General features: G+C 64.1%; 24 protein-coding genes and 1 pseudogene. 6 read left to right on the forward strand and 19 right to left on the reverse strand.

Going from position 1 to position 22,716, the window contains the following annotated elements; genetic code table 11:
- Positions 1-297: 297 nt before the first annotated feature.
- From ACFXIV_RS44550 to ACFXIV_RS44565, 4 genes are read left to right on the forward strand one after another with little or no spacing between them, the layout of a single operon-like run.
- Positions 298-2,562 (forward strand): nitrate- and nitrite sensing domain-containing protein, encoded by a 2,265-nt coding sequence (locus tag ACFXIV_RS44550; RefSeq protein WP_379403127.1) that lies wholly within the window; start codon positions 298-300, stop codon positions 2,560-2,562.
- Positions 2,555-2,995 (forward strand): roadblock/LC7 domain-containing protein, encoded by a 441-nt coding sequence (locus ACFXIV_RS44555; protein ID WP_379403126.1) that lies wholly within the window; start codon positions 2,555-2,557, stop codon positions 2,993-2,995. Before ACFXIV_RS44550 ends, ACFXIV_RS44555 begins: the two co-directional genes overlap by 8 nt.
- Positions 2,992-3,369: a DUF742 domain-containing protein gene (locus ACFXIV_RS44560; RefSeq protein ID WP_379403125.1), complete on the forward strand. Its 378-nt coding sequence runs from the start codon at positions 2,992-2,994 to the stop codon at positions 3,367-3,369. The genes ACFXIV_RS44555 and ACFXIV_RS44560 overlap by 4 nt, the downstream gene beginning before the upstream one ends.
- Entirely contained in the window at positions 3,362-3,946 is a 585-nt protein-coding gene (locus ACFXIV_RS44565) for an ATP/GTP-binding protein (RefSeq protein ID WP_379403124.1), read from the forward strand. Before ACFXIV_RS44560 ends, ACFXIV_RS44565 begins: the two co-directional genes overlap by 8 nt.
- 98 nt (positions 3,947-4,044) lie before the next feature.
- Here the strand turns inward: ACFXIV_RS44565 and ACFXIV_RS44570 are convergent, their stop codons facing one another.
- The gene (locus tag ACFXIV_RS44570) at positions 4,045-4,395 is read right to left on the reverse strand and encodes a hypothetical protein (protein ID WP_379403123.1); all 351 of its coding nucleotides are present in this window, start codon (positions 4,393-4,395) and stop codon (positions 4,045-4,047) included.
- A gap of 93 nt (positions 4,396-4,488) precedes the next feature.
- Between ACFXIV_RS44570 and ACFXIV_RS44575 the strand changes: the two genes are divergently transcribed.
- Together ACFXIV_RS44575 and ACFXIV_RS44580 are read left to right on the forward strand one after the other, a co-directional pair.
- Complete coding sequence (locus ACFXIV_RS44575; RefSeq protein WP_379403122.1) at positions 4,489-4,740, forward strand: hypothetical protein; 252 nt, start codon at positions 4,489-4,491, stop codon at positions 4,738-4,740.
- Between the two features lie 51 nt (positions 4,741-4,791).
- Positions 4,792-5,370, forward strand: coding sequence for a DUF4352 domain-containing protein (locus tag ACFXIV_RS44580; RefSeq protein ID WP_379403121.1), 579 nt, complete (start codon positions 4,792-4,794; stop codon positions 5,368-5,370).
- Positions 5,371-5,612: 242 nt separating this feature from the next.
- Here the strand turns inward: ACFXIV_RS44580 and ACFXIV_RS44585 are convergent.
- The 18 genes and pseudogenes from ACFXIV_RS44585 to ACFXIV_RS44670 form a co-directional block, all read right to left on the reverse strand.
- Positions 5,613-6,207, reverse strand: a pseudogene (locus ACFXIV_RS44585) (AMP-binding protein); the annotation flags it as partial.
- A 490-nt stretch (positions 6,208-6,697) separates the two neighbouring features.
- Entirely contained in the window at positions 6,698-6,919 is a 222-nt protein-coding gene (locus ACFXIV_RS44590; protein WP_379403120.1) for a hypothetical protein, read from the reverse strand.
- Positions 6,920-7,170: 251 nt separating this feature from the next.
- Positions 7,171-8,670 carry a wax ester/triacylglycerol synthase family O-acyltransferase gene (locus ACFXIV_RS44595; RefSeq protein WP_379403119.1) on the reverse strand — a complete coding sequence of 500 codons (1,500 nt, stop codon included), beginning with the start codon at positions 8,668-8,670 and terminating at the stop codon, positions 7,171-7,173.
- Between the two features lie 349 nt (positions 8,671-9,019).
- Positions 9,020-9,307, reverse strand: a complete 288-nt coding sequence (locus ACFXIV_RS44600; protein ID WP_379403118.1) for a putative quinol monooxygenase — start codon at positions 9,305-9,307, stop codon at positions 9,020-9,022.
- A complete protein-coding gene (locus ACFXIV_RS44605) occupies positions 9,288-9,974 on the reverse strand; it encodes a TetR family transcriptional regulator (RefSeq protein WP_379403117.1) in 687 nt (228 codons plus the stop codon). Before ACFXIV_RS44605 ends, ACFXIV_RS44600 begins: the two co-directional genes overlap by 20 nt.
- 127 nt (positions 9,975-10,101) lie before the next feature.
- The gene (locus ACFXIV_RS44610; RefSeq protein WP_379403116.1) at positions 10,102-10,962 is read right to left on the reverse strand and encodes an enoyl-CoA hydratase-related protein; all 861 of its coding nucleotides are present in this window, start codon (positions 10,960-10,962) and stop codon (positions 10,102-10,104) included.
- Positions 10,963-11,009: 47 nt separating this feature from the next.
- A complete protein-coding gene (locus ACFXIV_RS44615; protein ID WP_379403115.1) occupies positions 11,010-11,462 on the reverse strand; it encodes a MaoC family dehydratase in 453 nt (150 codons plus the stop codon).
- Between the two features lie 19 nt (positions 11,463-11,481).
- Positions 11,482-12,243: a 3-oxoacyl-ACP reductase FabG gene (fabG, locus tag ACFXIV_RS44620; RefSeq protein WP_379403114.1), complete on the reverse strand. Its 762-nt coding sequence runs from the start codon at positions 12,241-12,243 to the stop codon at positions 11,482-11,484.
- A gap of 115 nt (positions 12,244-12,358) precedes the next feature.
- Positions 12,359-13,111, reverse strand: a complete 753-nt coding sequence (locus ACFXIV_RS44625; RefSeq protein ID WP_379403113.1) for an SDR family NAD(P)-dependent oxidoreductase — start codon at positions 13,109-13,111, stop codon at positions 12,359-12,361.
- Entirely contained in the window at positions 13,108-13,869 is a 762-nt protein-coding gene (locus tag ACFXIV_RS44630; protein ID WP_379403112.1) for a 3-hydroxyacyl-CoA dehydrogenase, read from the reverse strand. Before ACFXIV_RS44630 ends, ACFXIV_RS44625 begins: the two co-directional genes overlap by 4 nt.
- Before the next feature lie 91 nt (positions 13,870-13,960).
- Positions 13,961-14,983, reverse strand: a complete 1,023-nt coding sequence (locus ACFXIV_RS44635) for a phosphotransferase family protein (protein ID WP_379403111.1) — start codon at positions 14,981-14,983, stop codon at positions 13,961-13,963.
- Positions 14,980-16,164 (reverse strand): acyl-CoA dehydrogenase family protein, encoded by a 1,185-nt coding sequence (locus tag ACFXIV_RS44640; RefSeq protein WP_379403110.1) that lies wholly within the window; start codon positions 16,162-16,164, stop codon positions 14,980-14,982. The genes ACFXIV_RS44635 and ACFXIV_RS44640 overlap by 4 nt, the downstream gene beginning before the upstream one ends.
- 73 nt (positions 16,165-16,237) lie before the next feature.
- Complete coding sequence (locus ACFXIV_RS44645; RefSeq protein ID WP_379403109.1) at positions 16,238-17,743, reverse strand: AMP-binding protein; 1,506 nt, start codon at positions 17,741-17,743, stop codon at positions 16,238-16,240.
- A gap of 33 nt (positions 17,744-17,776) precedes the next feature.
- Positions 17,777-18,133: a MaoC family dehydratase gene (locus ACFXIV_RS44650; RefSeq protein WP_379403108.1), complete on the reverse strand. Its 357-nt coding sequence runs from the start codon at positions 18,131-18,133 to the stop codon at positions 17,777-17,779.
- A gap of 56 nt (positions 18,134-18,189) precedes the next feature.
- Positions 18,190-18,636 (reverse strand): hypothetical protein, encoded by a 447-nt coding sequence (locus tag ACFXIV_RS44655; RefSeq protein ID WP_379403107.1) that lies wholly within the window; start codon positions 18,634-18,636, stop codon positions 18,190-18,192.
- A 12-nt stretch (positions 18,637-18,648) separates the two neighbouring features.
- Entirely contained in the window at positions 18,649-19,806 is a 1,158-nt protein-coding gene (locus tag ACFXIV_RS44660) for an acyl-CoA dehydrogenase family protein (RefSeq protein WP_379403148.1), read from the reverse strand.
- 66 nt (positions 19,807-19,872) lie between these two features.
- On the reverse strand, positions 19,873-20,712 hold the full coding sequence (locus tag ACFXIV_RS44665) for an enoyl-CoA hydratase/isomerase family protein (protein ID WP_379403106.1): 840 nt from the start codon (positions 20,710-20,712) through the stop codon (positions 19,873-19,875).
- A 56-nt stretch (positions 20,713-20,768) separates the two neighbouring features.
- Positions 20,769-22,715, reverse strand: a complete 1,947-nt coding sequence (locus ACFXIV_RS44670; protein ID WP_379421458.1) for a sigma-54-dependent Fis family transcriptional regulator — start codon at positions 22,713-22,715, stop codon at positions 20,769-20,771.
- Between the last annotated feature and the right edge of the window lies 1 nt (position 22,716).

Below are 22,716 nucleotides of genomic sequence, written 5' to 3' on the forward strand. Positions count from 1 at the left end.
TCCGTCGATTAACCGTATTGCAGTCCTGACATTCAGTCAGTAACCTAGCTCACGCCTGTGCGCCCTACGTGGCCGCGCAGGCGAGTCAGGGTTTGTTGGCGGTACCCGCGAGGAGACAGACGCGAGATGATGGCGGCAGCCACCGATACAGCGGTGGACCGAAGTTCCGGTAGTACCAGCTACCTCCAACGGCTCTGGCACCGAGCCCGCAAGCCTGGGTCGATCCGCACCAGGGTCCTGGCCCTTGTTCTCGTCCCCAGTGTCGCGCTGATGGTCATGGGAGGCACGTTCTCAGCAGTGCTGGTCAAGGATGGGCTCGACGCGCGGCGGTGGTCAGACGCGCTCAGTAGCCACATCCCGCTGCTGCTCGACTTCGTCGTGGCTCTGCAGTCGGAGCGAACCGGCAGCCTTCTCGCCGCGGCCGGGGATGCCACGGCCGCAGGCAAATTGGGGGCGCTGCGCACTACGACCGATTCCGTCCTGCAGAAGACGACGGACATCGGACCAGAGCTGCAGAATCTCAATGCCGAGGCGATTTCACGGTCCTTCCCGGCGTTCGTGGCAGCTGTACAGAAACTGCCGCCGATCCGCAAATCGGTTGATGAGCACCGGGCGACGTCGACCGATATCGACGGCTACTACTCCAACCTCACGGGCATTCTGGTCTCCGGGTTGAACGATATGGGGCGCGCTTCCAAGGATCCCAAGTCGGTGGGACTCGAGATGGTCGCAGCCAATCTCTGCCACGCCGCGGATCTGCACTCTCGGTCCGTGGGCCTTGCCAGCACCACACTCGCGAATGACAGCCCGTTGGCACCCCGCGAACGGTTGATGTATGAACAGCTCGCGGGCGGATTCCGCAGTCAGCTGGATGCGTCGGCACCGCAGATGACCGAGGCAGGCCGCAGCCAGTACGAACAGCTGACGGCGAGCCCGGATTGGCAACTGATCTCGAACGCCGATGCAGGGCTGAGCGAGTCCGGAGAGTTGTCAGTCCCGGCCTCCGAATGGACTGCGGCACAGGATCGTATCGGCGGCAAGTTGCGAACTCTCTGGAGCGACAGTTACCGCCACGCACAGGACGTCTCCTACGAGGAGGCGAACAAGCAGATCGAGCAGTCGTCGATCGCGGGCGTCGCCGCGCTCGTCGTAGCCATCCTCTCCTTGATCATCTCGGTGAGAATCGCCCGCACGTTGGTTCGACGACTTCGTTCGCTCCGCAACAAGACGCTGGAACTGGCGGACAAAACCCTGCCTTCGATGATGCGGCGACTGCAGGAGGGACAGTCGGTCGATGTCGACAGCGAACTCGGTCGAGCGGACGAGGGTAGAGATGAGCTGGGAGAAGTCGCAGAGGCGTTCCATTCGGCGCAGCGTGCCGCCCTCGCCGCCGCTGCCGCGGAAGCGGAGACGCGAAACGGCTTCAACAAGGTCTTCCTCGACATCGCCCGACGCAGTCAGGTCGTGGTTCACCAGCAGCTTGCGGTGCTGGACACTGCCGAATCCAAGCAAGATGACCCCGAGCACCTCGAATTGCTGTTCGAGCTCGACCATCTGGCCACGCGCGCACGCCGCAATGCGGAAAACTTGCTGATTCTCGGCGGCGGTCAGCCTGGCCGCAAATGGCGTCGGCCGGTCAGCCTCGAGGAGATTGCGCGCAGTGCGATCTCCGAGACCCGCGACTTCGCCCGGGTGAACGCGGTCCGGCTTCCGGAAGTCTGGGTGCACGGCAAGGTCGTCGCGGACCTCATCCACCTGCTGGCCGAGTTGGTCGACAATGCGACAGCCTTCTCGCCACCAGGCTCACCGGTCGCGGTGCGCGGCAATCTCGTCGGGAATGGTGCAGTCATCGAGATCGAAGATCAAGGGCTGGGAATCCGGCCCGAGGATCGCGATCGGCTCAACGAATTGCTCTCCAGCCCACCTGATTTCCAGCAGATGGCCAGCACTGGCCACCGGCAACTCGGTTTGTTCGTCGTCGGCCAGTTGGCGCAGCGGCACAACATCAAAGTGAAGCTTTCGGAATCGGCCTACGGCGGAGTCAGTGCCGTAACCCTGCTCCCCGCCGCGTTGTTGGAAGGGGTCGCCGAAGCCCAGCAAGCCGTGATCGAGGACCAGGGATTCCACGCCTACAACAGTCCGCTTCATCCGCTCGCCCCTACGAGCACGGAAGACATGCCTGATTTCTACGAGTCCTATTCTGCGCCCCGGGACGTCCCGCCTCCACAGCCGACGCGAGAGTCGTTCGCGTCCATCCAGATCGAGATTGAGCCGACCGAGCGACCCATCCCCGTGGTCCGCACTTCGGGCTCGGGTGACAGGGCCAGTCGAGCTCCTCTCCCGAAGCGCAGACGGCAAACCCACCTGGCGCCCCAACTGCAGATCGAGAACACGACGGCGGAGCACGCACTACCCCAAGGACCGCCTGCCGGTCCGACGAGAGGGCGGCGCAGCGCCGCTGACGCGCGAAACGCAATGTCCTCCTTGCAGAAGGGAACCCGCCAGGGACGCGGGTTCGACACCCAGACGATGAGTGGAAACGGATGGTCGGGAAATGAATAACTATGCGGCGGTGGGCGCCTCCGTCAGCGGTCTGGATTGGCTACTCGACGACCTGGTCGGCCGGTTGGCCGGCGCAGAGAAGGCCGTAGTTCTCTCCGAGGACGGACTAGTGATCGCGCGCTCCGGGAATGTTGTGCGTGAAGAGGCCGAACACCTCGCGGCGATGGCCGCGGCGCTGGGCAGCCTGGCCCGCGGAGTGGGCAGCCAATTCGCGAAAGGCGCTGTCCAACAGACCGTGATCGAACTCGAGTACGGCTACCTGGTGGTCACAGAGGCCGGATACGGCGCGTGCTTGGCGCTGCTCGCGTCGGCGGACTCCGATCTGGGAATGGTCGCCTACGAGATGAATGTGATCGTGCAACAGGTCGGCGACAAGCTGTCCGCGTCACCGCGCGTCCAGATGTCCGGCTCGATGACTCAGCAGCGGCCATGACATACGACGACCACGGCCACTGGCTCGACGACGATCCCGGCCCGCTCGTCCGCCCGTTCGCGGTGACCCGCGGACGTGCGGGACGGAATCTCCATGAACTGGACATGATCACGTTGGTCGTCGCGGTCCACTCCGCAACGGACACCGCGAGCTTGGATCGCGAATACGAAGAGATCCTCCGAATGTGTCAGGGGAGACCGGTCTCCATTGCCGAGATTTCCGCGCAATTGAATCTCTTGCTGGCTGCGGTCAAAGTACTCGTCAGCGACCTGATCGGCGCGGGCTATCTGATCTACCGATCCCCCACCAGATCTTTCGGCAACCCGGATCTCGGACTGCTACAGGCGGTGCTCGATGGAATTCGCAATGCGTGACACCACACGGGAACTCGGTGTCCAATCGGTCAAGATACTCGTCGCTGGCGGTTTCGGCGCCGGCAAGACGACCTTCGTCGGCGCGACAAGCGAGATCCCGCCCCTTCGAACCGAGGAACGACTCACCGACCTCAGCGCGAACGTCGACGACCTCACCGGCGTCGAGTCCAAGACGACCACCACAGTCGCACTCGACTTCGGCAGGATCACCCTCAACGCACAACTCGTGCTGTACCTGTTCGGCACACCCGGCCAGGAACGGTTCTGGTTCATGTGGGGCGAGCTGTCGATGGGCGCGCTGGGAGCGGTCGTACTCGCCGACACCCGCCGACTCGATCAATCCTTCGCCGCGGTCGACTTCTTCGAATCCCGTGGAATCCCATTCATCGTCGCGGTGAACTGCTTCGACGGGGCAGACCTCTACGACGAGGACGAAGTGCGCAACGCACTGGACATTCCCGACCACGTTCCAGTCCAACTCTGCGACGCCCGCGATCGCGAGTCCGCGAAGCTGGTCCTCGTCAGGCTGCTCGAGTATCTCATCGCAAACGCCGCTCCGACGAGAGCGTTGAGCTGATCGCCGATGGCCACCCTTGATCTCGAAATTCAGTGCGCCGCACCAATGGATCGAACTCACACAGGTTCCGTCCGAATCGGGACCCGTTTTGGGCCGAACTACCCTGTCTTGCCCGGCATCAGGTCGAGAGCCTTCCTGTCGCTGTCGACGAGCGTCTTCCAGGCAGGCATGGATAGTGCGAGCGCTGCCGCTCGTCCGTCTGTGAAGGGGTTCTGTGAGGGCAAGTACTCGTAGAGAGGAAGCAGTGCCCGGCTCAGTTGCTTGATCGGCTCGGCTTCGGCCTGGTTCTCCAGCACGTAGCCGACGTATCCCCCGAAGTCCTTGTCCGGCAGGTAGAGATCGAATAAATCGCTGACCGTTTGGTTGAGGGAGTAGATCGCTCTCCCAATCAATTCCTTCCACAATACTTTACGAGGAATCATATTCAAACGGACTATCGCCACCGGCACCGTGGCAGCAGGGCTGATCTTCGCCCACCGTCGATCAGATCAGCCTGTCGCTGACAGTCCTGAAGAAGACCTCTTACGGATCAGCCGACTGCGATGTCTTCGTTCAGATCGACCAGAGTAATCAGCTTCACTCAGGACATCTCGGCGGGCCAGAAGTGGACGGCGTTCGATGAAATCTGCGGCGGGGTGAACGGGCCGCAGACGAACTTCTTCGCGATCAGCCGAGGTAGCAGCCCCAGCCGGGTCAACTACCGGTTCGACAAGAAGGAGCTGGTCAGTACCAGTGGTCCGAACGATGCGCTCACCGCCGTTGTGACGGACGTCCTCGCCGGCGACATGTCCTGACATCACGTCGCTCCATCAATATCCCTAACTCACAAAGGAATTCATCCCAAGATGACTAATCCTCAATACCCCCAGCAGCCGACCCCGTACTACCCCCAGCCTCCGAAGAAGCGGCGCGTGTGGCCGTGGGTGCTCGGTGGATTCTTTGCCTGCATCCTGCTGCTGTTCGGCGGGTGTGCGCTGCTGATCGGCGGCGCGGCGCACGAAGTGGCCAAGCAGGAGGAGAAGCGGACCACCGCTGAGCCGGTAGGTTCGACTGTTCGGGACGGGAAGTTCTCGTTCGTGGTTACTCGGGTTGATCCGCCAGTTGGTTCGGTTGGCACCAACGAATTCCTGAAGAAGGATGCGCAGGGCGAGTACGTGCTGGTGTACCTCGATATCACCAACATCGGCGACAAGACCCAGACCTACTTCGGGGAGAACCAGAAGCTCGTCGATGATCAGGGGAAGCTCTTCAGCAATGACACTGCGGCGGAGCTCAATCTGAACACGAACGTCGCGAGCGATGTCAATCCGGGCAACAAGATCTCGGTGATTCTCGCCTTCGATGTGCCAAAGAGCACTGTGCCGGCCTCGGTCGAGCTTCATGACTCGGCGTTCTCGGGTGGCGTGCGCGTAGCCATCAAGTAGCCCGGCTCTCTGTTGGGGTTCGGTCACGAACCCCAACAGCCCACCAGCAAGGCCAATGCCGACTTCGACCCCAACGCCGCGGCGCCGATGATGCGGACCCAGAACATCTTTCACCTGGTCGGTGCGATCACCCGCTCGCACTGGAAGACGCCCAACGGGCTGTGAGCCCGACCGCAGCAGAGGAACTGTCTACCGGCCGAGGGTCCGATGCTGCCGCTGTCCTCGTCATCGCGATCGACGACACCGTCCTCGGTGGCCTCGGCGGTGACGATCACGAACGCCACGATGCCCTGGCCGGTGGTCTCGTCGGACGCGCCGACGACCGCCGCCTCCGCGACGCCGGAGTGGCCCACCAGCGCGGACTCCACCTCGGCGGTCGAGATGCGGTGGCCGGACACGTTCATGACGTCGTCGACGCGGCCGAGCACCCACAGGTCCCCGTCGGTGTCGAGCTTGGCGCCGTCACCCGCGAAGTACCAGCCCTTCTCGGCGTACCGCGACCAGTAGGTGTCCTTGTACCGCTCGTTGTCGCCCCAGATGCCACGCAGCATGGCCGGCCACGGCTCGTCGAGCACCAGGTACCCGTTGGCCTCGGTCTCGCCCAGGGCGACCGGATTGCCTTCCTCGTCAACGACTTTCGCGGAGATACCCGGCAGCGGGGTCATGGCCGCACCCGGCTTGGCCGCGGCGACACCCGGCAGCGGCGAGATCATGACGGCGCCGGTCTCGGTCTACCACCAGGTGTCCACGATGGGAGTCCGGTTGCCGCCCACCACATCCCGGTGCCAGCGCCAGGCCTCCGGGTTGATCAGCTCGGCCCACCGAACCCAGCAGCCGCCAGGGAAGCCCGGGACGCGACCAGCGGCCTGACCGTCGCAGTATCCGACCTGCAGCGCGCAATTCCGGGCATCTCCCAACGCATGCTGAGGCTTACTTTGCGACCCCATCGCCGCGACGGTCTGGTCACTCGGACCCGCTGACGCCGAGGTACCTCCGCGAGTCGAGTACGCACCGCCTCAGGGCGATTCTGTTCGACACCATGCTGGCCCTCAATCATTGGGCCGGTACGCATTATGAGGAAATCCGGCGGAACAAGGTCCGCCTCGACACTGTCGGCCCCGACTGAGCTGAAAGATCTTCATGCTCCGGTGATTTCGCCATACCTTGACACCAACAAATACCGGAGCGGCCCACAATGCTCCTTCGTGCGCCGAGAGCGTTGCCGTCGACGAGGAGGTAACGGGTGAGGCCTGGGCCCCATCGGGCGACCCGGGACCAGCTCGACGCAGATCCACGCAACCCGATTCTCTCGCCGCCAGCTCACGTCCTACGCGCCTACGAGGCCCGTAGGCTCAGCCACGAGGTCGACTACGGCTTTCGTGTCCTTGCGATGGACGTCAATCCCCGATATCTGCTCATCGGTGAACCGATACAGCGCCACGACCAACGTATCCAACGTGCGGCAGGTTTCCTTGGACGACAACGTCACGGCCATTTGGACAACGACCAGCTCACCTGCTTCGTCCGCCTGCCAGGAGTGCACGGTCACGTCCAGCGTTTCGTGAGCAGGGTCGCCAATTGCAGGAATTCTTGACCACCGATGTAGTCACCGCCATACGGCAGCCCGTCCGCCTCGTTGAGGACAACGCTCGGAGTGGATCAACTCCATCGCAGCCGGGATATCGCCACCGACAATCCACTGATGAAACCGGGCAAGGTACAGAAGGTTCCGCCCCAACGAACGGGCACCGGAGCGCCGGCGCTCCGGGTCCATCAATGTATGAAAGGCGGGAGCCTGAGCTACCCTGCCAGCTCCGACAGCGCGACTTCCAGGTAACGTGCGATCTCCCAGGCATCCTCGATGATGTCGGCGCAGGCGAGGATTCCGAAGTCGACGTGATTTTCGTAGGAGACTGCGGTGATGTTCAGGCCCCCAAAGGTTTCCGCCAAGGCGGAGACCGGATAGTTGCCGAGCAGACGAATGCCGCCGAGGTACACGGGCGTCTTCGGTCCTGGGACGTTGGAGATGAGCAGATTCGTCAGCGGCAGGATCGGCGCTGTCGCACGGAGCAGCCCGCGGGTGGTCAGCCCGTGTAGGAGGGGTGTCAACATCGACGTCACTTGATGCAGCATGGTCGGAGACTGCGACTGGAAGCGCTCCTTGGCTTCCAGCATGGCGCTGTGCGTCAGTTTCAGGCGGTGCTCCGGATCTGGTTCGCCGATCGGCAGTTCGCTGAACATGAGGGAGAACTGGTTGCCGGACGTGCCCATTTGATCCTCGGTACGGATCGATACCGGAATCGCAGCGAGGAGTGGCTTTTCGACGGACACCTCGTGGTCCAGCAGCCAAAGCCGGAGGGCGGCTGTGCAAACGGCCATCACCACATCGTTGATGGTGCCGTCGACGCGAGTTTTCACGGCTTTGATCTGATCCAGCGGCAGCGATGCGAAAGCGACCTCGCGCCGCGGGGTGAGCGGGCCGGTGAAAGGCTCGGCACGATACTTGGACCACAGATCTTCCACCGTGCGCAACAGTCCAGGCCCGGCTTCCAACACCGACCGGACACGGACAGCCTGGCGGTTGATCGTATTGGGGATCGTCCGGGTGAGCATTTCGATGGTGGACAGCGTCTTGTCGCGGCGGAGTCCAGCGTCGGGCAGCGGTTGCGGCGGGTGGCCGGGAACCGGATCGAGGATCGCACCGAGGACTTCGCCGGCCGAGACACCATCGAGCAGCGCGTGGTGCAGTTTCAGGTAGGCGGCTTGACGTCCGTCGGACAAGCCGGACAGCAAGTGGAATTCCCACAGTGGCCGAGACCGATTGAGCGTCTCAGCATGCCGCCGTCCGACGTACTCGGCGATGTCCTTGTCCGTCGCTCCCTCCGGGAGCCGGATGTCGCGCACGTGATAGCCGAGGTCGATCGTCGTGCAGTCTTCCCAGTACGGCACGTCCAACCCCAGCGGGACGGTCCGGACCCGACGGCGCAACGGCGCGAGCAGATGCAGCCGCTCTGCGAACAGTCGGCGCAACGAACCGACATCGAGGGGCCCATCCGGCGCATTGGCCGAATCCAGGATCATGATGCCGCCGATATGCGTTGGCGTGCAGTCTGTTTCGCTGTCGAGCAAATGCATGTCCAGCGAATTGAGTTGGCGTGGCTCCCCTGGCGTCGTCGCGGCGGGTATGACCAATGCCGGAACGGGAGCGGCGCCGGCCGTAACGGCCGATGTCTCTCCCGGTGTTGCGGTTCTGACGTTCGTGCCCTTAGGGCTGAGAACGGTGATGTTCGAGTATTCCACGGAGTCCTCCTGACCTCGTTGACTGTCCCGGGACAGCGTCCGTCGGCCGCGAGGAAGCCACGACGACGGACACAGTGAACCGATCCCGGTGATCACTGAGTTCCGTGCGTCACGGCACGGGCGCGATATTCATCTGTGGACCGACCGCCCTCGTTGGCTTCGGTCTTCTGTTACCTTCCGCTGATCGAGTGGATGCCGGCATTGGCCATGAAGATGGCGGCCACCACTAGGAGGATGACTGCCACGCCGAAGGCCACGAATCCGACAACCATGAGCCGGTCAGCACGATACGACTGAGACGACACACGTACCGTTCCACCGGTTTCCGGTTCCGGTTGGTGACGGCGCCTCAGCATGCGTCGAAATATCTCACCTTCGGTGCCGCCGCGAAGAACTCGCCGAACTTGCGAGCGGCGGACCGAAAGTGTTCGGAACCGGCATGTGCCTCGATCGCACCTTTGTCCGTGTACAACTCGAACAACGTGTACTGGCCCGGCTCCGTCTGCGAGCGGAGGAGTCGATACATCAGATTGCCCGGCTCATTGTTCGCGATCTGCTCGACGAGGTCCGCGACCAGAGCTTCGAACTCCGAGCCGCGACCGTCGACGACAGTCAAGTCAGCGATGATGGCGATCACGTTGATACTCCTCAATTTTCAGGGTGGTGGACTCGCTGACCGCGACCGAGATCGGAGACTGAATCAGTCCGTCCAAGACTGCTGTGGCAATGAGGTCGGCGATAGCGTCGGGGCCGTGTTCGCCTTCCTCGTGGTACCAGAAGATCACTGAATTCAGCATGCTGAGAATGCTGTTCGTGATGACGCGGTCGGCGGTGCGGAGGGCACCGACCGCGTGGCCGGCGTCGATCACGTCCTGCCATCGCTGCCGCACATCAGCACCCAGCCGCTGCAGGTCGAGCGCTCGGTCGCCGGTTAGAGCCGAGACGTCCCGCAGGTGGATCGCCACCTCGCGACGGTGCGCGATGATCAGTCGGACGTGGCTGCGAATGAGTTCGCGTAGCTTTTCGACCGGATCCCCTTCACCCTCCGCAATCAACCTGGCGTCCTCGTCCACCAGATCGATGTAACTGCGCAGGATCTCGAACAGCAACTCTTCCTTGGAACCGATGTGGTAGTACAGGGCACCGCGCTGCACCTGCGCGCGGTCACCGATCTCCGCAACGCCAGTACCGTGAAACCCTTTTTCGGCAAACAAATCTACTGCTGCCTCAACGATCCGCTCTCTGGTTTCCACCGTTTCCGCGGCGGGCGGGCGCCCGCGCTTGCGGACCGGCGCGGCGGTCATCGCGAGCCTCCTGCCGACCTGTGCCGAATCACTGGGTCGGACAACGCAAACCGTCGATGTCGATTCACACCGATCACCTCCTCGGCCGTTCTTCTGTTCGGATCTCGTAACCGCCGCGCTGCGGTCTTCAGTCCCGCTGCTGGGGCCAAGCGGGGATCGCGGTGAGGAAGTCGGCGGAGGGACCGAGCGTGTAGGTCGGCTTGCGCCGTTCCACGAACGCGGCCACACTCTCGGCGAAATCCTTGGACCCGATGAGGTCCATGAGCACCTGGGATTCCTGCCGATGCGCAGTCCACGGACTGCCCGACTCGGCCATTCCCCACATCATTTGCTTGGCCGCCGCGAACGCGACCGGGGCGACATTCTCGCCGATCTCCGCGGCAAGCGCATACACGGTGTCGAGCAAATCGGCGTCGGGGCACACCCGCGAGACGAGACCGGCCTGCAATGCTTCCTCTGCACCGAACATTCGGCCCGTGGCAACCCATTCCATCGCCCGCGACATGCCGACGAGCCGGGGCAGGAAGAAGGTCGAACCGGCTTCGGGGGTCAGGCATCGCCGGGCGAACACGAAGCCGAATCGTGCACTCTCGGAGGCGATCCGGATGTCCATCGGCAATGTCAGCGTCGACCCGATACCGATCGCGTGTCCGTTGATCGCTCCGATCACCGGTTTGCGCATGGCCGCGATCCGCAGTGACGCGAACCCGCCGCCATCGCGGGGAGTGCCGTCATCGAAATAGGCGCCGTTGTATCGAGCCTTGTCGAATTCGCCGGCGTTCGGGTCGAGATCGGCACCCGCGCAGAACGCGCGACCGCTACCGGTGACCACTACAACCCGGACCGAGTCGTCCGCCTCCGCCAGATCACATGCCGCGACGATCTCCCGCGCCATGGTGTAGGTGAATGCATTGAGCTTGTCGGGCCGATGCAGTGTGATGGTCGCTGTCCCCTTGTCGACAGCGTATTCGATTTCGGTGAATTCCATGTTTATCGCCTCCGTTTCAGCTACCGGTCAGAACTCGACCGCGACGCTCAATCCACCAGCAGCAGGAGCCATTCGGCCACACAGCCCGGCTTCGTGCCGCCCTCGATCTCGACGGTGACGATGATCGAGATCTGATTTCCCGCCGGGGTCGGCGTGACAGCGCTCAACTCGGCACCGGCCCGAACCCGGTCGCCGACCTTCACCACCGAGGGGAAGCGAACCTTGTTGCAGCCGTAATTGATTCCCATCTTCAACCCGTCGATGCGCCAAATCTGCTCAGTGAGCACGGGCATCAGCGACAGGGTCAGGAATCCGTGTGCGATGGGGGCGCCGAACGGTCCCGCGGCAGCGGCCTCCGGATCGACGTGGATCCACTGGTGATCGCCGGTCGCATCTGCGAACAGATCGACCTGCGTCTGTGTCACCTCGAACCAGTCGCTGTAGCCCAGGTGCTGACCGGCTTCCTGCTTGAACTCGCCGATCCCGTTGAAAATCTTCATGCTTCGCGTTCCTGACAAATCAGACGGTCGGGCCGCCGGCGACGTACAGGGTCTGGCCGGTAATGAATCCCGCACCTTCTCCAGCAAGGAAGGCCACCGCATTCGCGATGTCGTCGGGCTTGCCGGCCCGGCCGACAGGGATCTGCTTCACCACCGCGTTGCGGAAGTCCTCGAACGAGATTCCCATGCGCTCCGCGGTCGCCGCGGTCATTTCGGTTTCGATGAATCCCGGCGCGATCGCGTTCACGGTGATGCCGAACTTGCCCAGCTCGATCGCCAGGGTCTTGGTGAAGCCCTGCAGGCCCGCCTTGGCCGCGGAGTAGTTGGCCTGGCCGCGATTACCGAGAGCCGAGGTGCTGGACATGCTGATGATCCGGCCCCATTTGGCGCTCGTCATGTATGACTGCACGGCCCGGCTCATCAGGAACGCCCCACGCAGGTGCACGTTCATCACCGAGTCCCAGTCGCTCGCGGTCATCTTGAAAAGCATGTTGTCGCGGATGATTCCGGCATTGTTCACCAGCACGGCGGGCGTGCCGAGTTCGGTCGCGACCCGCTGCACGGCAGCTGTGACGCTGTCCTCGTCGGAGACGTCGGCGCCAACCGCCAGCGCGGTTCCACCCGCAGCTTCGATGTCCGCGACGACCGTCTTGCAGGCCGCCTCGTCCAGGTCGAGAACCGCAACGGCGAATCCCTCGGCGGCCAGCCGCTTCGCGGTAGCCGCGCCGATGCCGCGTGCGGCTCCGGTGACGATGGCTGCCCGGACGGTGTCAGTGGTCATTTCTTTGCTCCTGAAATTGGCTGGTTGGGTCCGTATGGTACCCGTATATTATATTGAGTGTCCACTCTATTAAATTAGAGCTGAGACTTGGGTTGGTGCTGACGGAGGACTCGGGTCAGGCGCGCCAGAGATGCGGGCCCGGCCGAGTCATCGCGATCGACGGAACTACTACGGAACCGCTCAATCGGGTCAGTGAGACCACGACTTCCGCAACATCGGCGGGATCGATCATGGCCGTCGGCGAGACTTTGTCGGCGAGGGGCGCGGTCATGTCGGTGGCGACGTAGCCGGGACAGACCGCTGTGGCAATGACTCCGGCCTCCGACTCTTCGACATTCAAGGTCTCGCACAGGGACGTCAACGCCGCTTTGGTTGCGCCGTAGGCGGAGTTCAGTGGTTCCCCTGCAAGTCCTGTCATCGATGACACTGCAATGACTTTCGCGGTCCTCTGGGAGGCCATTTCGGCGGTTGCCCGCAGCAGCGGCAGTGCATGCTGAACCATTACATAGGCCGAGCGGACATTGACCGTGAACAGCTTGTCGAAACGGCGCACCGGGAAATCGGCAAACGGGCCGATCGAGCCCATTCCGGCGTTGAGCACCAGCGCGTCGAGCCGATCGTATGCGGCGCTGTGTGCCTCGATCACGCGGATCACGTCGTCTTCGTTCGACATATCCGCTGTCACCTGTACGACGTCCGTGCCGTATTTCTCACGGAGTTGCTCGGCGACTGCCCTCAGAGAGTCCTCGGAACGAGCACACAGGGTCAGATCCCAGTCCTCGGCGGCGAGACGATCGGCGATGAGTGCACCGATCCCACGCGACGCTCCGGTGACGATCGCGGCGCGAGAGGCGTTCTTCCGGCTCATCGCGGAGCCATCCGGATAGCGCCATCGAGCCGGATCGTCTCACCGTTCAACATCGGGTTGGTGACGATGTGCTCGACGAGAGCAGCGTATTCCCTAGGATCGCCCAGCCGCGAAGGGTGCGGAATCTGAGCTTCCAGCGACGCGCGGGCCTCATCGGACAGACCGCGGAGAATGGGCGTGGCGAACATGCCCGGTGCGATAGTCATGACCCTGATCAGCGAACCGGCCAGATCGCGGGCGATCGGCAGCGTCATGCCGACGATGCCGCCCTTCGAGGCCGAGTACGACGCCTGTCCGATCTGCCCGTCGTATGCGGCCACCGAGGCAGTGTTCACGATGACGCCACGCTCCCCCAACTCCGGTTCGGTGACCGCCATGGCTGCCGCCGCCAGGCGGATGACGTTAAACGTGCCGATCAGGTTGACTTCCACCACTCGGACGAATCGGTCCAGCTCGAGCGGGCCTGTGCGGCCGATCGTGCGAGCCGGGTCGCCGATACCGGCGGCGTTGACAACCACGCGCAGCGGTCCGAGTTCGGTCGCGGCGGACACCGCAGCCTGCACCTGGTCCGGGTCGCGGACATCGGCGGGCGCGAAAACTGCTGCGGCGCCGAGCTGTTCAGCGAGTTCCGCTCCCGCCGAGGTCGGCAGATCGACGATGGCGACGCGGGCTCCAGCACCGATCAATCGTTCAACGGTGGCCCGCCCCAGACCGGACGCACCGCCGGTCACGAGAGCGGCGGATCCCGATAGTTGCATGAGTTCTCCTCTGTTCCAATGAATTACCGGTGCACACCCGAGGGTGTGAGAGTCCCCTTCGGGCGTGCACTGGCGCGACCGCCTGCCACGGTCACGACAAAACCCCCAGGCCCGCGTCGACGAGAACAGGAACGGCATCGCCGACGGTTTGGAATCCGTCGCCGACTGTCTTTCCGGCCAGATAACGCTGGTGGATGCCCTCGGCGATCACGGCGAGCTTGAAATAGCCCAGCGCACGATAGAACTCGAGATGCTCGAGCCGGTGCCCGGTCCGCTGCGCGTAGCGCTCAACCAGCTCGTCGGCGGTGAGGAATCCAGGATTGGCACTCGGGGCGTGGCGCACGCCCAGTACCGGTTCCGTTCGTGGGTCCCAGTACACGAGTAAAAGCCCGAGATCAGCCAGGGGGTCGCCCAGCGTGGCCATTTCCCAGTCCACGATCGCATTGATTCGGCCGACATCCTGTGCGTCCAGGATGGTGTTGTCCAACCGGTAGTCGCCGTGCACGATCGTTTCGCCCGCCTGTTCGGGAAGCGCCGCTACCAGAGCGTCGTGCAGCCGGTCCAGTTGGTCCAGCTCCCGGGTGGCGACCCGCGTCCACTGGCTGTGCCACCGTCGCACCTGGCGAACGAGATAGCCTGCCGGACGGCCGAAGTCGCTCAGACCGACCTCATCGAAGTCGACCGCATGCAAGTCGGCAAGCGCGTCGACGAGAGCCTGTGAACATGACCGTGCCTCCGCCGTCGACAGCGCCGCGGCCTCGTGACCGTCCTGAAGAGACCGGCCCTCGACGTAGGAGACCACCGCGAACGGAACGCCGATCACCTCGACGTCCTCGCACAGGGCGACCGGCTCGGCAACCGGGACACCCTGCCCGTGCAGCGCTTCCACGACTCGGTACTCCCGCGCCATGTCGTGCGCTGTCGGCGTGAGCGGACCCAGAGGCGGGCGGCGCAGCACCCATTTGCTCGTACCGTCGGTGACCAGATAGGTCAGGTTCGACTTCCCGCCGGCCAGCAGCGATGCGCGCAGCTCTCCCTTGACCGAGGAAACGTGGTTGGCAAAGTACCGATTCAGCGCGAGTAGATCAAGCCCTTCGGGCACCGCGGTGGTCATCGCGCCTCCCGTAGGACCCGTTTGGCGATCGCCCACCGATGTGTTTCCGACGGCCCGTCATAGATGCGGAACGGCCGGACTTCGCGGTAGAGCCGCGAAAGCGGCGCGTCGCCGGAGATACCCAGCGCACCGCAGATCTGTAGCGCACGGTCCACCACCCGGTTGACCGCCTCCGCCACGAAAGTCTTTGTGATGGAGGTGATCTGTGCACCGGACTCGCCGCGGTCCAGCTCCCAGCAGGCGCGCAGGATCAGTGCGCGGCTCGCCTCAATGTCGATCTCGTTGTCCGCGATCAGCTGCTGCACCATGCCGAGTTCACCGAGGCGTCCGCCGAACGCGCGCCGTTCGTTGGCGCGGTCGATGGCGATGTCGGCGGCCCGACGTGCGGAACCCAGCCAGCGCATGCAGTGCGTCATGCGCGCGGGACCGAGCCGCACCTGGGCGTAGTCGAAGCCCTTGTCCACCTCGCCCAGGACCGCGTCGTCGCCGACCTCGAGGTTGTCGAAGATCAGTTCGCTGTGGCCGCCGAACATGCTTTCGTCGAGGGTGTCGATATCGCGCTTGCGCGTGAATCCCGGTGTAGCGGTGGGAACCAGGAACATGGTCGCGCCGCCGCGGTCACCTGGTTCCCCGCTGGTGCGGGCCATGATGATGGCGAAATCGGCGCCGTTCGCGCCGGTGATGAACCACTTGTGGCCGTTGATGACCCACCCGGCCGATGTCCGCTGGGCCGTCGTAGCCAGCGCGCTCGGGTCGGAGCCCGCGCCCGGCGCGGGCTCGGTCATGGCGAAACAGGAGCGCCACTCCCCCGTCGCCAGCGGGCGCAGGAAGCGCTCACGCTGGGCCGGCGTGGCCACGCGTTCGAGCAGGTGCATGTTGCCCTCGTCAGGCGCGGCACAGTTCAGCGCGAGCGGACCGAACAGCGAATAGCCCGCTGCTTCGAAGACCGGTGCGCGGTCGCGCATGTCGAGTCCCAGACCACCGAACTCGGACGACACATGCGGTGCGAATACCCCGGCCGCTTTGGCCGCCTGCTGCAGCAGGATCCGCGGTTCGTCCGGCAGTGCGTGCGCAGATCCGGCGTAGGCGGTCTCCACGGGTAGCACTTCTTCGCGCACCAGCTTCTCGGTCCGTCGCGCAATATCGACGACCTTTTCGTCGAATTCGAACTGGATGGTCATGAGCGCGTCCGCTCGATCATAGGAAGACTCCTTCGTCTGGACCGGGATTCACCACCGGTCTGCTCCATGTCCGTCACTGTGGCTGGTCCGGGAAGTACCGGCGCAGTTCGCCTTTGAGCACTTTTCCGCTCGGATTCCGCGGCAGCGCATCGACGAATACGATCCGGCGCGGGCGGCGGAAGCCCGCCAATCTCGGCCGCGACCAGTTGATCAATATGTTCTCGGTCAGCTGAGATCCCTGGCGGGGCACGACGACCGCTGTCACCGCTTCGCCCCACGTGCGGTCCGGAACACCGATCACAGCGACCTCGGAAATCTGCGGATGCCTGATGAGCACGCGCTCTACCTCGGCAGGGTAGACATTCTCACCGCCGGTGATGATCATGTCCTTGAGGCGGTCGGTGATGAAAAGGTATCCGGCGGTATCGAAATGGCCCACGTCGCCGGTCCGCAACCAATCCTCGGAGACGCGCAGCCGCGCTGTCTCCTCAGGACGTCGCCAATACCCTTTGCTGCACTGCCCCGAACGAATCAGGATCTCACCATCTTGCCCGGCCGCCAGCCGCTCTCCAGTGAACGGATCGCGGATCTCGACCTCCACCCACGGGTAGGGCTTGCCAACGGCGGCCAGCAGCTCGCCGCGGTGGTCCTCGGGATCCAGTTGCACCACAGCACCACAGGTCTCGGTCAACCCGAACACCTGGATCAGCGGCGCATCGAAGCACTCCTGGACACGATGCAGAAGCGGCAGCGAAATCGGTGCAGCACCGTAGACGATCGACCGGAGGGCCGAGAAATCCGCTTTCCCAGCGCCGAGAACATCGACCATCATCTGCAGCATCGCCGGCGCGACCAGCACATTCGTGATCTTCAGCCGCCCCACGTCGACGACCAGCGCCGCCGCATCGAACTCGGGGACCAGTATGCACTGCGCCCCACGGAATAGGGCGACGAACGCCCACGCCGATCCGCCCATATGAAACAACGGCATGACCACTGACACACGTGATTCCGAGTCGACGCGCCAGTGTTCGGCCGCTTGGAACAAGTGAGCCAGATTGCCATTCGAGATGATCACGGCCTTGGGCAGACCGGTGGTGCCGGATGTGTAGAACTGGATGAAAGTCTCGTCGACACCGGCGACCGTGCCCGGATCCACGGGGTCCTCGGCATCCCGCCATGCCTCGTACCCCTCACCAATGGTCAGCCGGGTCACGTCCGATGGCGCGGCGAGCGCGAACTCGCTGTCGGTCACGACGATCCGGGCCTCGGCATCCGAGATCAATTCGGCGAGATCCGCGGCAGTCAGACGCCAGTTCAGCGGAGCCAGCACGGCCCCGATCTTGGCGCAGCCGAACACCACCTCGAAGAACTCAGGCCAGTTGCGGCCCAGGTACCCGACACGCTGTCCGCGAGTGACACCCGACCGCAGCAGCGCCTGAGCCACGCGGCTTGCCCGGTCGTCCAGCTCGGCGAAGGTCAGCGTCGCGTCCGCGCAGCGCAACGCGACGCTGTCGGGGCAGGTTCGGGCGAAATCCCGGATGGCCCGGACCGGATGGAAGTCGCCAGCCGATGTCACCGCTGATTCCCTTCTGCGCCTTGCATCTTCGTCTCAGCCCAACGCGATGGTGGCGGTGCCCACGATGGCGCGCCGGCCGTCCACGTCGGCCCACACGTCGCAATCGACCAGACGGCCCGGTCCGTCCTCGGTAACCGCGGTCACCTCACCGGACACGACGACGTCGTCACCGGCAAAGACGTTCGCGCGGAAGGAACAGGAGACTCGCTGCAAGGCGCTGCGCGTCCCGGCCCATTCGGTGAGCAGGTCCAGCACATAGGCCATGGTCGCGCCCCCCTGATTGACCTCACGGTCGCCCAGTCCGGCGCGGGCCACCGCGTCGAGGTCGAAATGAATCGGGTTCGAGTCCTGCAGAACGAGCGCGACGATCTTGATGTGATCAGCGCTCACCGCAGTGATCCGACGCTCGGGCAGCCGAGTGCCAACACGAATGTCATCGGTGAAAGTCACTGTGCGCCTCCACGCTTGAACAGATAGACGCTGGTCACCGCACCCGAATAGGTGCCGGTTTCATCGAAGATCTCCAGGCGCACGTCCAGGTTGTCGAGCCGCGAACCGTCGCGCGTGGTGCGCGAGCCCGTGGATGCGATGAACGCCTCGGCCCGGTAGCGCGCGCCGATGCTCAACGCTGCATGCTGCTCGATCTCGCAGTTCCCGAACAGGAGCGTGTCGTCCTCGGACTTCCCGGCCAGATCGCACAATTCGGTCACGCTGATGCCCAAGCACCGCAACGAGATCACTATGAACCACATCGGATGGGCGATGCCGGGCTCGGCTTTCGGCGCACGCAGGGCGTGCTCCAGGATGGCGTTCTCATGCGGTTCGATGACGAGGGCGCCGCCGAGCAGCCGGGTTCCTTCGAGCTTTTGCAGCTCTTCGATGGTTACTGTCATTCCTCCCGCTCCTCAGTACGACCTGGGCAGCCCGAGGGTGTGCTGCGCGATGTGATTGAGCACCATCTGCGACGACACCGGCGCCACCTGCTGCAGCCGGACGATGCCCCACAGGTCCGCGAGCCCATATTCGTGGGACATGCCGTTTCCGCCGTGCATTTGGATGGCGGTGTCGAGAGCCTTGTATCCGGCACGGGAGGCCAGGTACTTGGCCATGTTCGCGGTCTCACCCGCGGGCAGGCCCGCATCGATCTCGGCCGCGGCACGCCAGATCATGCTGGCGGCACCGGTCAGCTCGATGGTGGCCTCAGCGAGCGGGTGCTGAACACCCTGGTAGGTGCCGACCGGGACACCCCAGACATTGCGCTCGTTGACGTAGCGGACCGCCTTGTCGATCGCGTATCGCCCGACACCGAGGCAGATCACGGCGCTGAGCACGCGCTCCGGATTCAATCCGTCGAACAAGGCAGCGAGCCCGTTGTCGACCTCGCCGACGACCGCCTCGGCGGGCAGCCGGACATCGTCGAAGAACAAGGTGAACTGATGCTCGGGAGCGCCCAGCGCCGTCGGGATGTGCGTGCGGCTCAGCCCACGGATATTGGGGTCGTCGACGATGAACAACGTGAGGCGGCCACGGCCCGTCCGTTCATCCGTGCCGGTGCGCGCTACCAGCAGGAAGTGGTCACAGTGGTCGATGCCGGAGATGTAGTACTTGGTGCCACGTACGATCCAGTCGTCACCGTCGCGCTTGGCCCAGGTGGACACGTTGTGCGAGTTCGACCCGGCGTCCGGCTCGGTCAGCGCGAAGACGAATTTCTCCGCGCCGCTGGCGATTTCGGGCAGGTAGCGGCGCTTCTGATCCTCGGTCCCGTGACGGGGCAGCACACTGCCCGCGATGCCTTGCGACAGCACCATCGCCAGTTCCGGGCAGCCGCCCGCGGACAGCTCCTCGAGCACGATGGCGAGTTCGGTGAGTCCCGCGCCGCCGCCACCGTATTCCTCGGGAATGCTGACGCCCAGATATCCGCTGCGCCCCAACTGGTCCCACAGCTCGGCCATGGGTTCGCCGGTCGCTGCTTTGGACCGGTAGTACTCGTGGCCGAATTTGCCGACGATGTCGGAGACCGCGGCCCGCAGTTCCTTCTCCTCGTCACTCGGCCGCAGGGGCAGACAGAGACTATGGGTGGTCATCGATTTCCGTTTCCTTCCAAGTTCCGTGGACGCGCGCTTACCGCGTCACCGGCTTCGGTAGCGAGGGGCGCGCTTCTCCATGAAGGCGCGCGGACCTTCTTTTGCGTCGTCGCTGCGCACGACGCGCTCGGTCAAGGCGAATTCCAGCGCGAACCGCGGTTCATTCGCGAGGGCACGCACCGCGATCTCCTTCGAGGCACGAACCGCGAGCGGAGCGTTCGTCGCTATTCGGGTCGCGATTTCGATCGCGCGCGGCAGTTCCTGGCCTGCCGGGACGACCTCGTTCACCAACCCGCAGGCCGCGGCCCGGTGCGCATCGATGTGGTCGCCCGTCAGCAAAAGCTGCATCGCCATCGCCCACGGCACCTGCTGCGGCAGCCGCACGTGGGTGCCGCCGCCGGGCACCAGGCCCCAACGGACTTCCGGCACACCGAAAGTCGCGTGTTCGGCAGCGATACGGATATCGGTGCCGAGCAGGATTTCCAGGCCGCCGGCCACGCAGATGCCGTTCACTGCGGCGATCACAGGCTTGTGGACATCGGAGAAATACCGTTTGACTGGGTCGGAGATGAGGACGTCCAGTTCACCCCTGGTTAGCCGGGGAATCAGCTCGCCGAGATCACCGCCCGCACAGAATGCCTTCTCACCGGCACCGGTCACGATCACCACATGCACGGAGTCGTTACGCCGGGCCGCATCTGTCGCCGCAGCCAGCTGGCGAGCCATGTCGACCGTGAAGGCGTTGTGCGCACCGGGGCGGTCCAACGTAATCACCGCAACGGGTCCCTCGACCGAATAGCCGACTTCTCCGTCAGCCGTCACAGCTTGCACGGACGCACCGTTCTTACTGGCCGACACCGGCCCCACCTCCTTGATGCCGCTCAAAGCGGCAGTGCTGAAATGACATTCAGCGGTCGCAGCACTGGACACCGCCGAGCCGGTCAGAACGCCATCGTGGACAGGTCGATCCCGAGCGCCCGGACCTTGCGGTACAAGGTCGATCTGGCGATGCCCAGCGCATCGGCGGCGCGGTTCTTGTTTCCACCCGCCTCGCGCATAGCCGCGATGATGGTCGTGGCCTCGACCAACTCGAGACCGACGAGTTTGCGACGGGATGCCGCCGCCACCAAATTGGCCGGTAGGTCGCGAGCGCTGATGTACCCGTTCCTGTTGTCGCGTAGGACATCTCGAACAAGAATCCGCAACGACGCGATGTTGCAGGGCCACTCGAGTCTGGTCAGAGTCTGCACCGCGTCAGGCATCCAGCGAACGGGCTTCGATTGCTTGCCCGACCGCTCGAGCACGGCCACCGTCAGCGCTTCCAGCAGCACCGGCAAGTCCTCGAACCGGTCACGCAACGGCGGGACCTCGATCGACACAGTGAACAGCTCGAGCAAGGGGTTGGGCGTCAACTGGTCTACGCGGTCGCGGGCGGTCGCTAGTACCCGGATCCGTCGTGCCCGGCATCGCTCGATCAGTCCTGCCGTCACCGTCGCCGTGCCCCAGTCGAGCTCATCGACGTGGCGAATCACCAACACCGAGTCCAGCTCTGCGCCGGCAACCAACTCATCGAGCTTCACCAGCCACCGCTGCGGCCCTTCCGCCGACACCTCGATCGCGTCGATCACGTGAACCTGAGCATCCTCGGCCATGGCCCGAGCCACCGCCAGCCTGCCTGTCCCCCGTTCGCCGGCGATCAGGGCCCATTCGGCTCCGGATCGGCGGACCCGATGACACAGCTCTCGCCACCGCAGGCCGTTGCCGGCCAAGCCCTCTAAGTTCGACGCTGTTCTCAGCGCGCCCCGGCTCGCCTGCCGTTCCTCGATGGGCCGCACCTTCAGAACCGCACCGATCGCGCCGGTGCCGTCATTCACCTCACGACACGCGACCGACACCGCGGCACCGTCGGTCAGGACCATCTGCGATTCCGTATTCCGCTGCCGAATCGCCTGCGCGGCATGCTCCCAGAGCCGCGCCTGATCAACGGACGCGAGTACCCGCGCAGCAGTGGCATTCGTGATGATCGTCTGCTCGTCGAGCACGATCAGGGGGTGGCGGACGTCGCGATTCTCTGCCAGATACGCCTCGAGCAACAGACGCTCTCGGCTGCTCGACGATTCGAGCAGGCGACGCTGTACTTCCGCGGCCAGCTCGGTTACCCAGGCCAGCAGGATCGGGCTCGAGTCATCGGACCGGCAGGTGACAATCAGGCTGCCGACGATTCTGCGGCTCACCGGATGGACGATCGGCGCGCCCGCCGACGTGACGCCGATATATTCCTCCGAGAAGTGCTCGGGCCCCCGCACCTGGACCGGACTCCCGTCGAGCAGGCAGATTGCGCTGAACGTTCCGATCGTCGTCTCGTCCAGGGAGACCGAGGGGATGATGTTGCGCTGGTCGAGCCAGCGGGCCAGCCGCCGATCCATCACCCAGCGGCGCAGTAGTGTGCCGTCCCGATCGGTCACGGTGAGCGCGCACATCGACTGCTCCAGCACCGTTTTTCGCTTCTCGACGACCGCCTCGACAATTCGAGTCAGCTGGCCGTCCAATTCCGCGTCCGGGCGGCGGACCGGCTCCACGCAGTCGGGACGCAGGCCGTATCGCAGCGAACGCCGCCACGAGTCGAGCACCTGCGGCCTGAGTCCACTCCGCTGGGCGAAATCCTCATCCCACTGACCTTGAGTCAGCAATACTTCTCGTGCTCGCATGACATGGCGATACCGGTCGCCGTCACCCAAAACTGCTGGATAATGATGGATTTCGCTTGTTCGTACCGCATGGGCCGAGCCCCGGTTCGGAGCCATTGTGCTCGTCATTGCGCACCTCCCTGGAGCTTCGACCGTCGGACAACGGCAGTTTGAGGCCGATGTCCGTTGATTGAACATCATC

Source organism: Nocardia sp. NPDC059236, from assembly GCF_042754085.1.
In the GTDB taxonomy this organism is placed as follows: domain Bacteria; phylum Actinomycetota; class Actinomycetes; order Mycobacteriales; family Mycobacteriaceae; genus Nocardia.

Coding starts and splice junctions, on each gene's coding strand:
- ACFXIV_RS44575 (WP_379403122.1), top strand. CDS start 4,489: ATGTCTTCGTTCAGATCGACCAGAGTAATCAGCTTCACTCAGGACATC.
- ACFXIV_RS44580 (WP_379403121.1), top strand. CDS start 4,792: ATGACTAATCCTCAATACCCCCAGCAGCCGACCCCGTACTACCCCCAG.
- ACFXIV_RS44640 (WP_379403110.1), bottom strand. CDS start 16,164: ATGACCATCCAGTTCGAATTCGACGAAAAGGTCGTCGATATTGCGCGA.
- ACFXIV_RS44605 (WP_379403117.1), bottom strand. CDS start 9,974: ATGACCGCCGCGCCGGTCCGCAAGCGCGGGCGCCCGCCCGCCGCGGAA.
- ACFXIV_RS44655 (WP_379403107.1), bottom strand. CDS start 18,636: ATGACAGTAACCATCGAAGAGCTGCAAAAGCTCGAAGGAACCCGGCTG.
- ACFXIV_RS44670 (WP_379421458.1), bottom strand. CDS start 22,715: ATGATGTTCAATCAACGGACATCGGCCTCAAACTGCCGTTGTCCGACG.
- ACFXIV_RS44635 (WP_379403111.1), bottom strand. CDS start 14,983: ATGACCACCGCGGTGCCCGAAGGGCTTGATCTACTCGCGCTGAATCGG.
- ACFXIV_RS44560 (WP_379403125.1), top strand. CDS start 2,992: ATGACATACGACGACCACGGCCACTGGCTCGACGACGATCCCGGCCCG.
- ACFXIV_RS44630 (WP_379403112.1), bottom strand. CDS start 13,869: ATGCAACTATCGGGATCCGCCGCTCTCGTGACCGGCGGTGCGTCCGGT.
- ACFXIV_RS44555 (WP_379403126.1), top strand. CDS start 2,555: ATGAATAACTATGCGGCGGTGGGCGCCTCCGTCAGCGGTCTGGATTGG.
- ACFXIV_RS44610 (WP_379403116.1), bottom strand. CDS start 10,962: ATGGAATTCACCGAAATCGAATACGCTGTCGACAAGGGGACAGCGACC.
- ACFXIV_RS44565 (WP_379403124.1), top strand. CDS start 3,362: ATGCGTGACACCACACGGGAACTCGGTGTCCAATCGGTCAAGATACTC.
- fabG (WP_379403114.1), bottom strand. CDS start 12,243: ATGACCACTGACACCGTCCGGGCAGCCATCGTCACCGGAGCCGCACGC.
- ACFXIV_RS44625 (WP_379403113.1), bottom strand. CDS start 13,111: ATGAGCCGGAAGAACGCCTCTCGCGCCGCGATCGTCACCGGAGCGTCG.
- ACFXIV_RS44615 (WP_379403115.1), bottom strand. CDS start 11,462: ATGAAGATTTTCAACGGGATCGGCGAGTTCAAGCAGGAAGCCGGTCAG.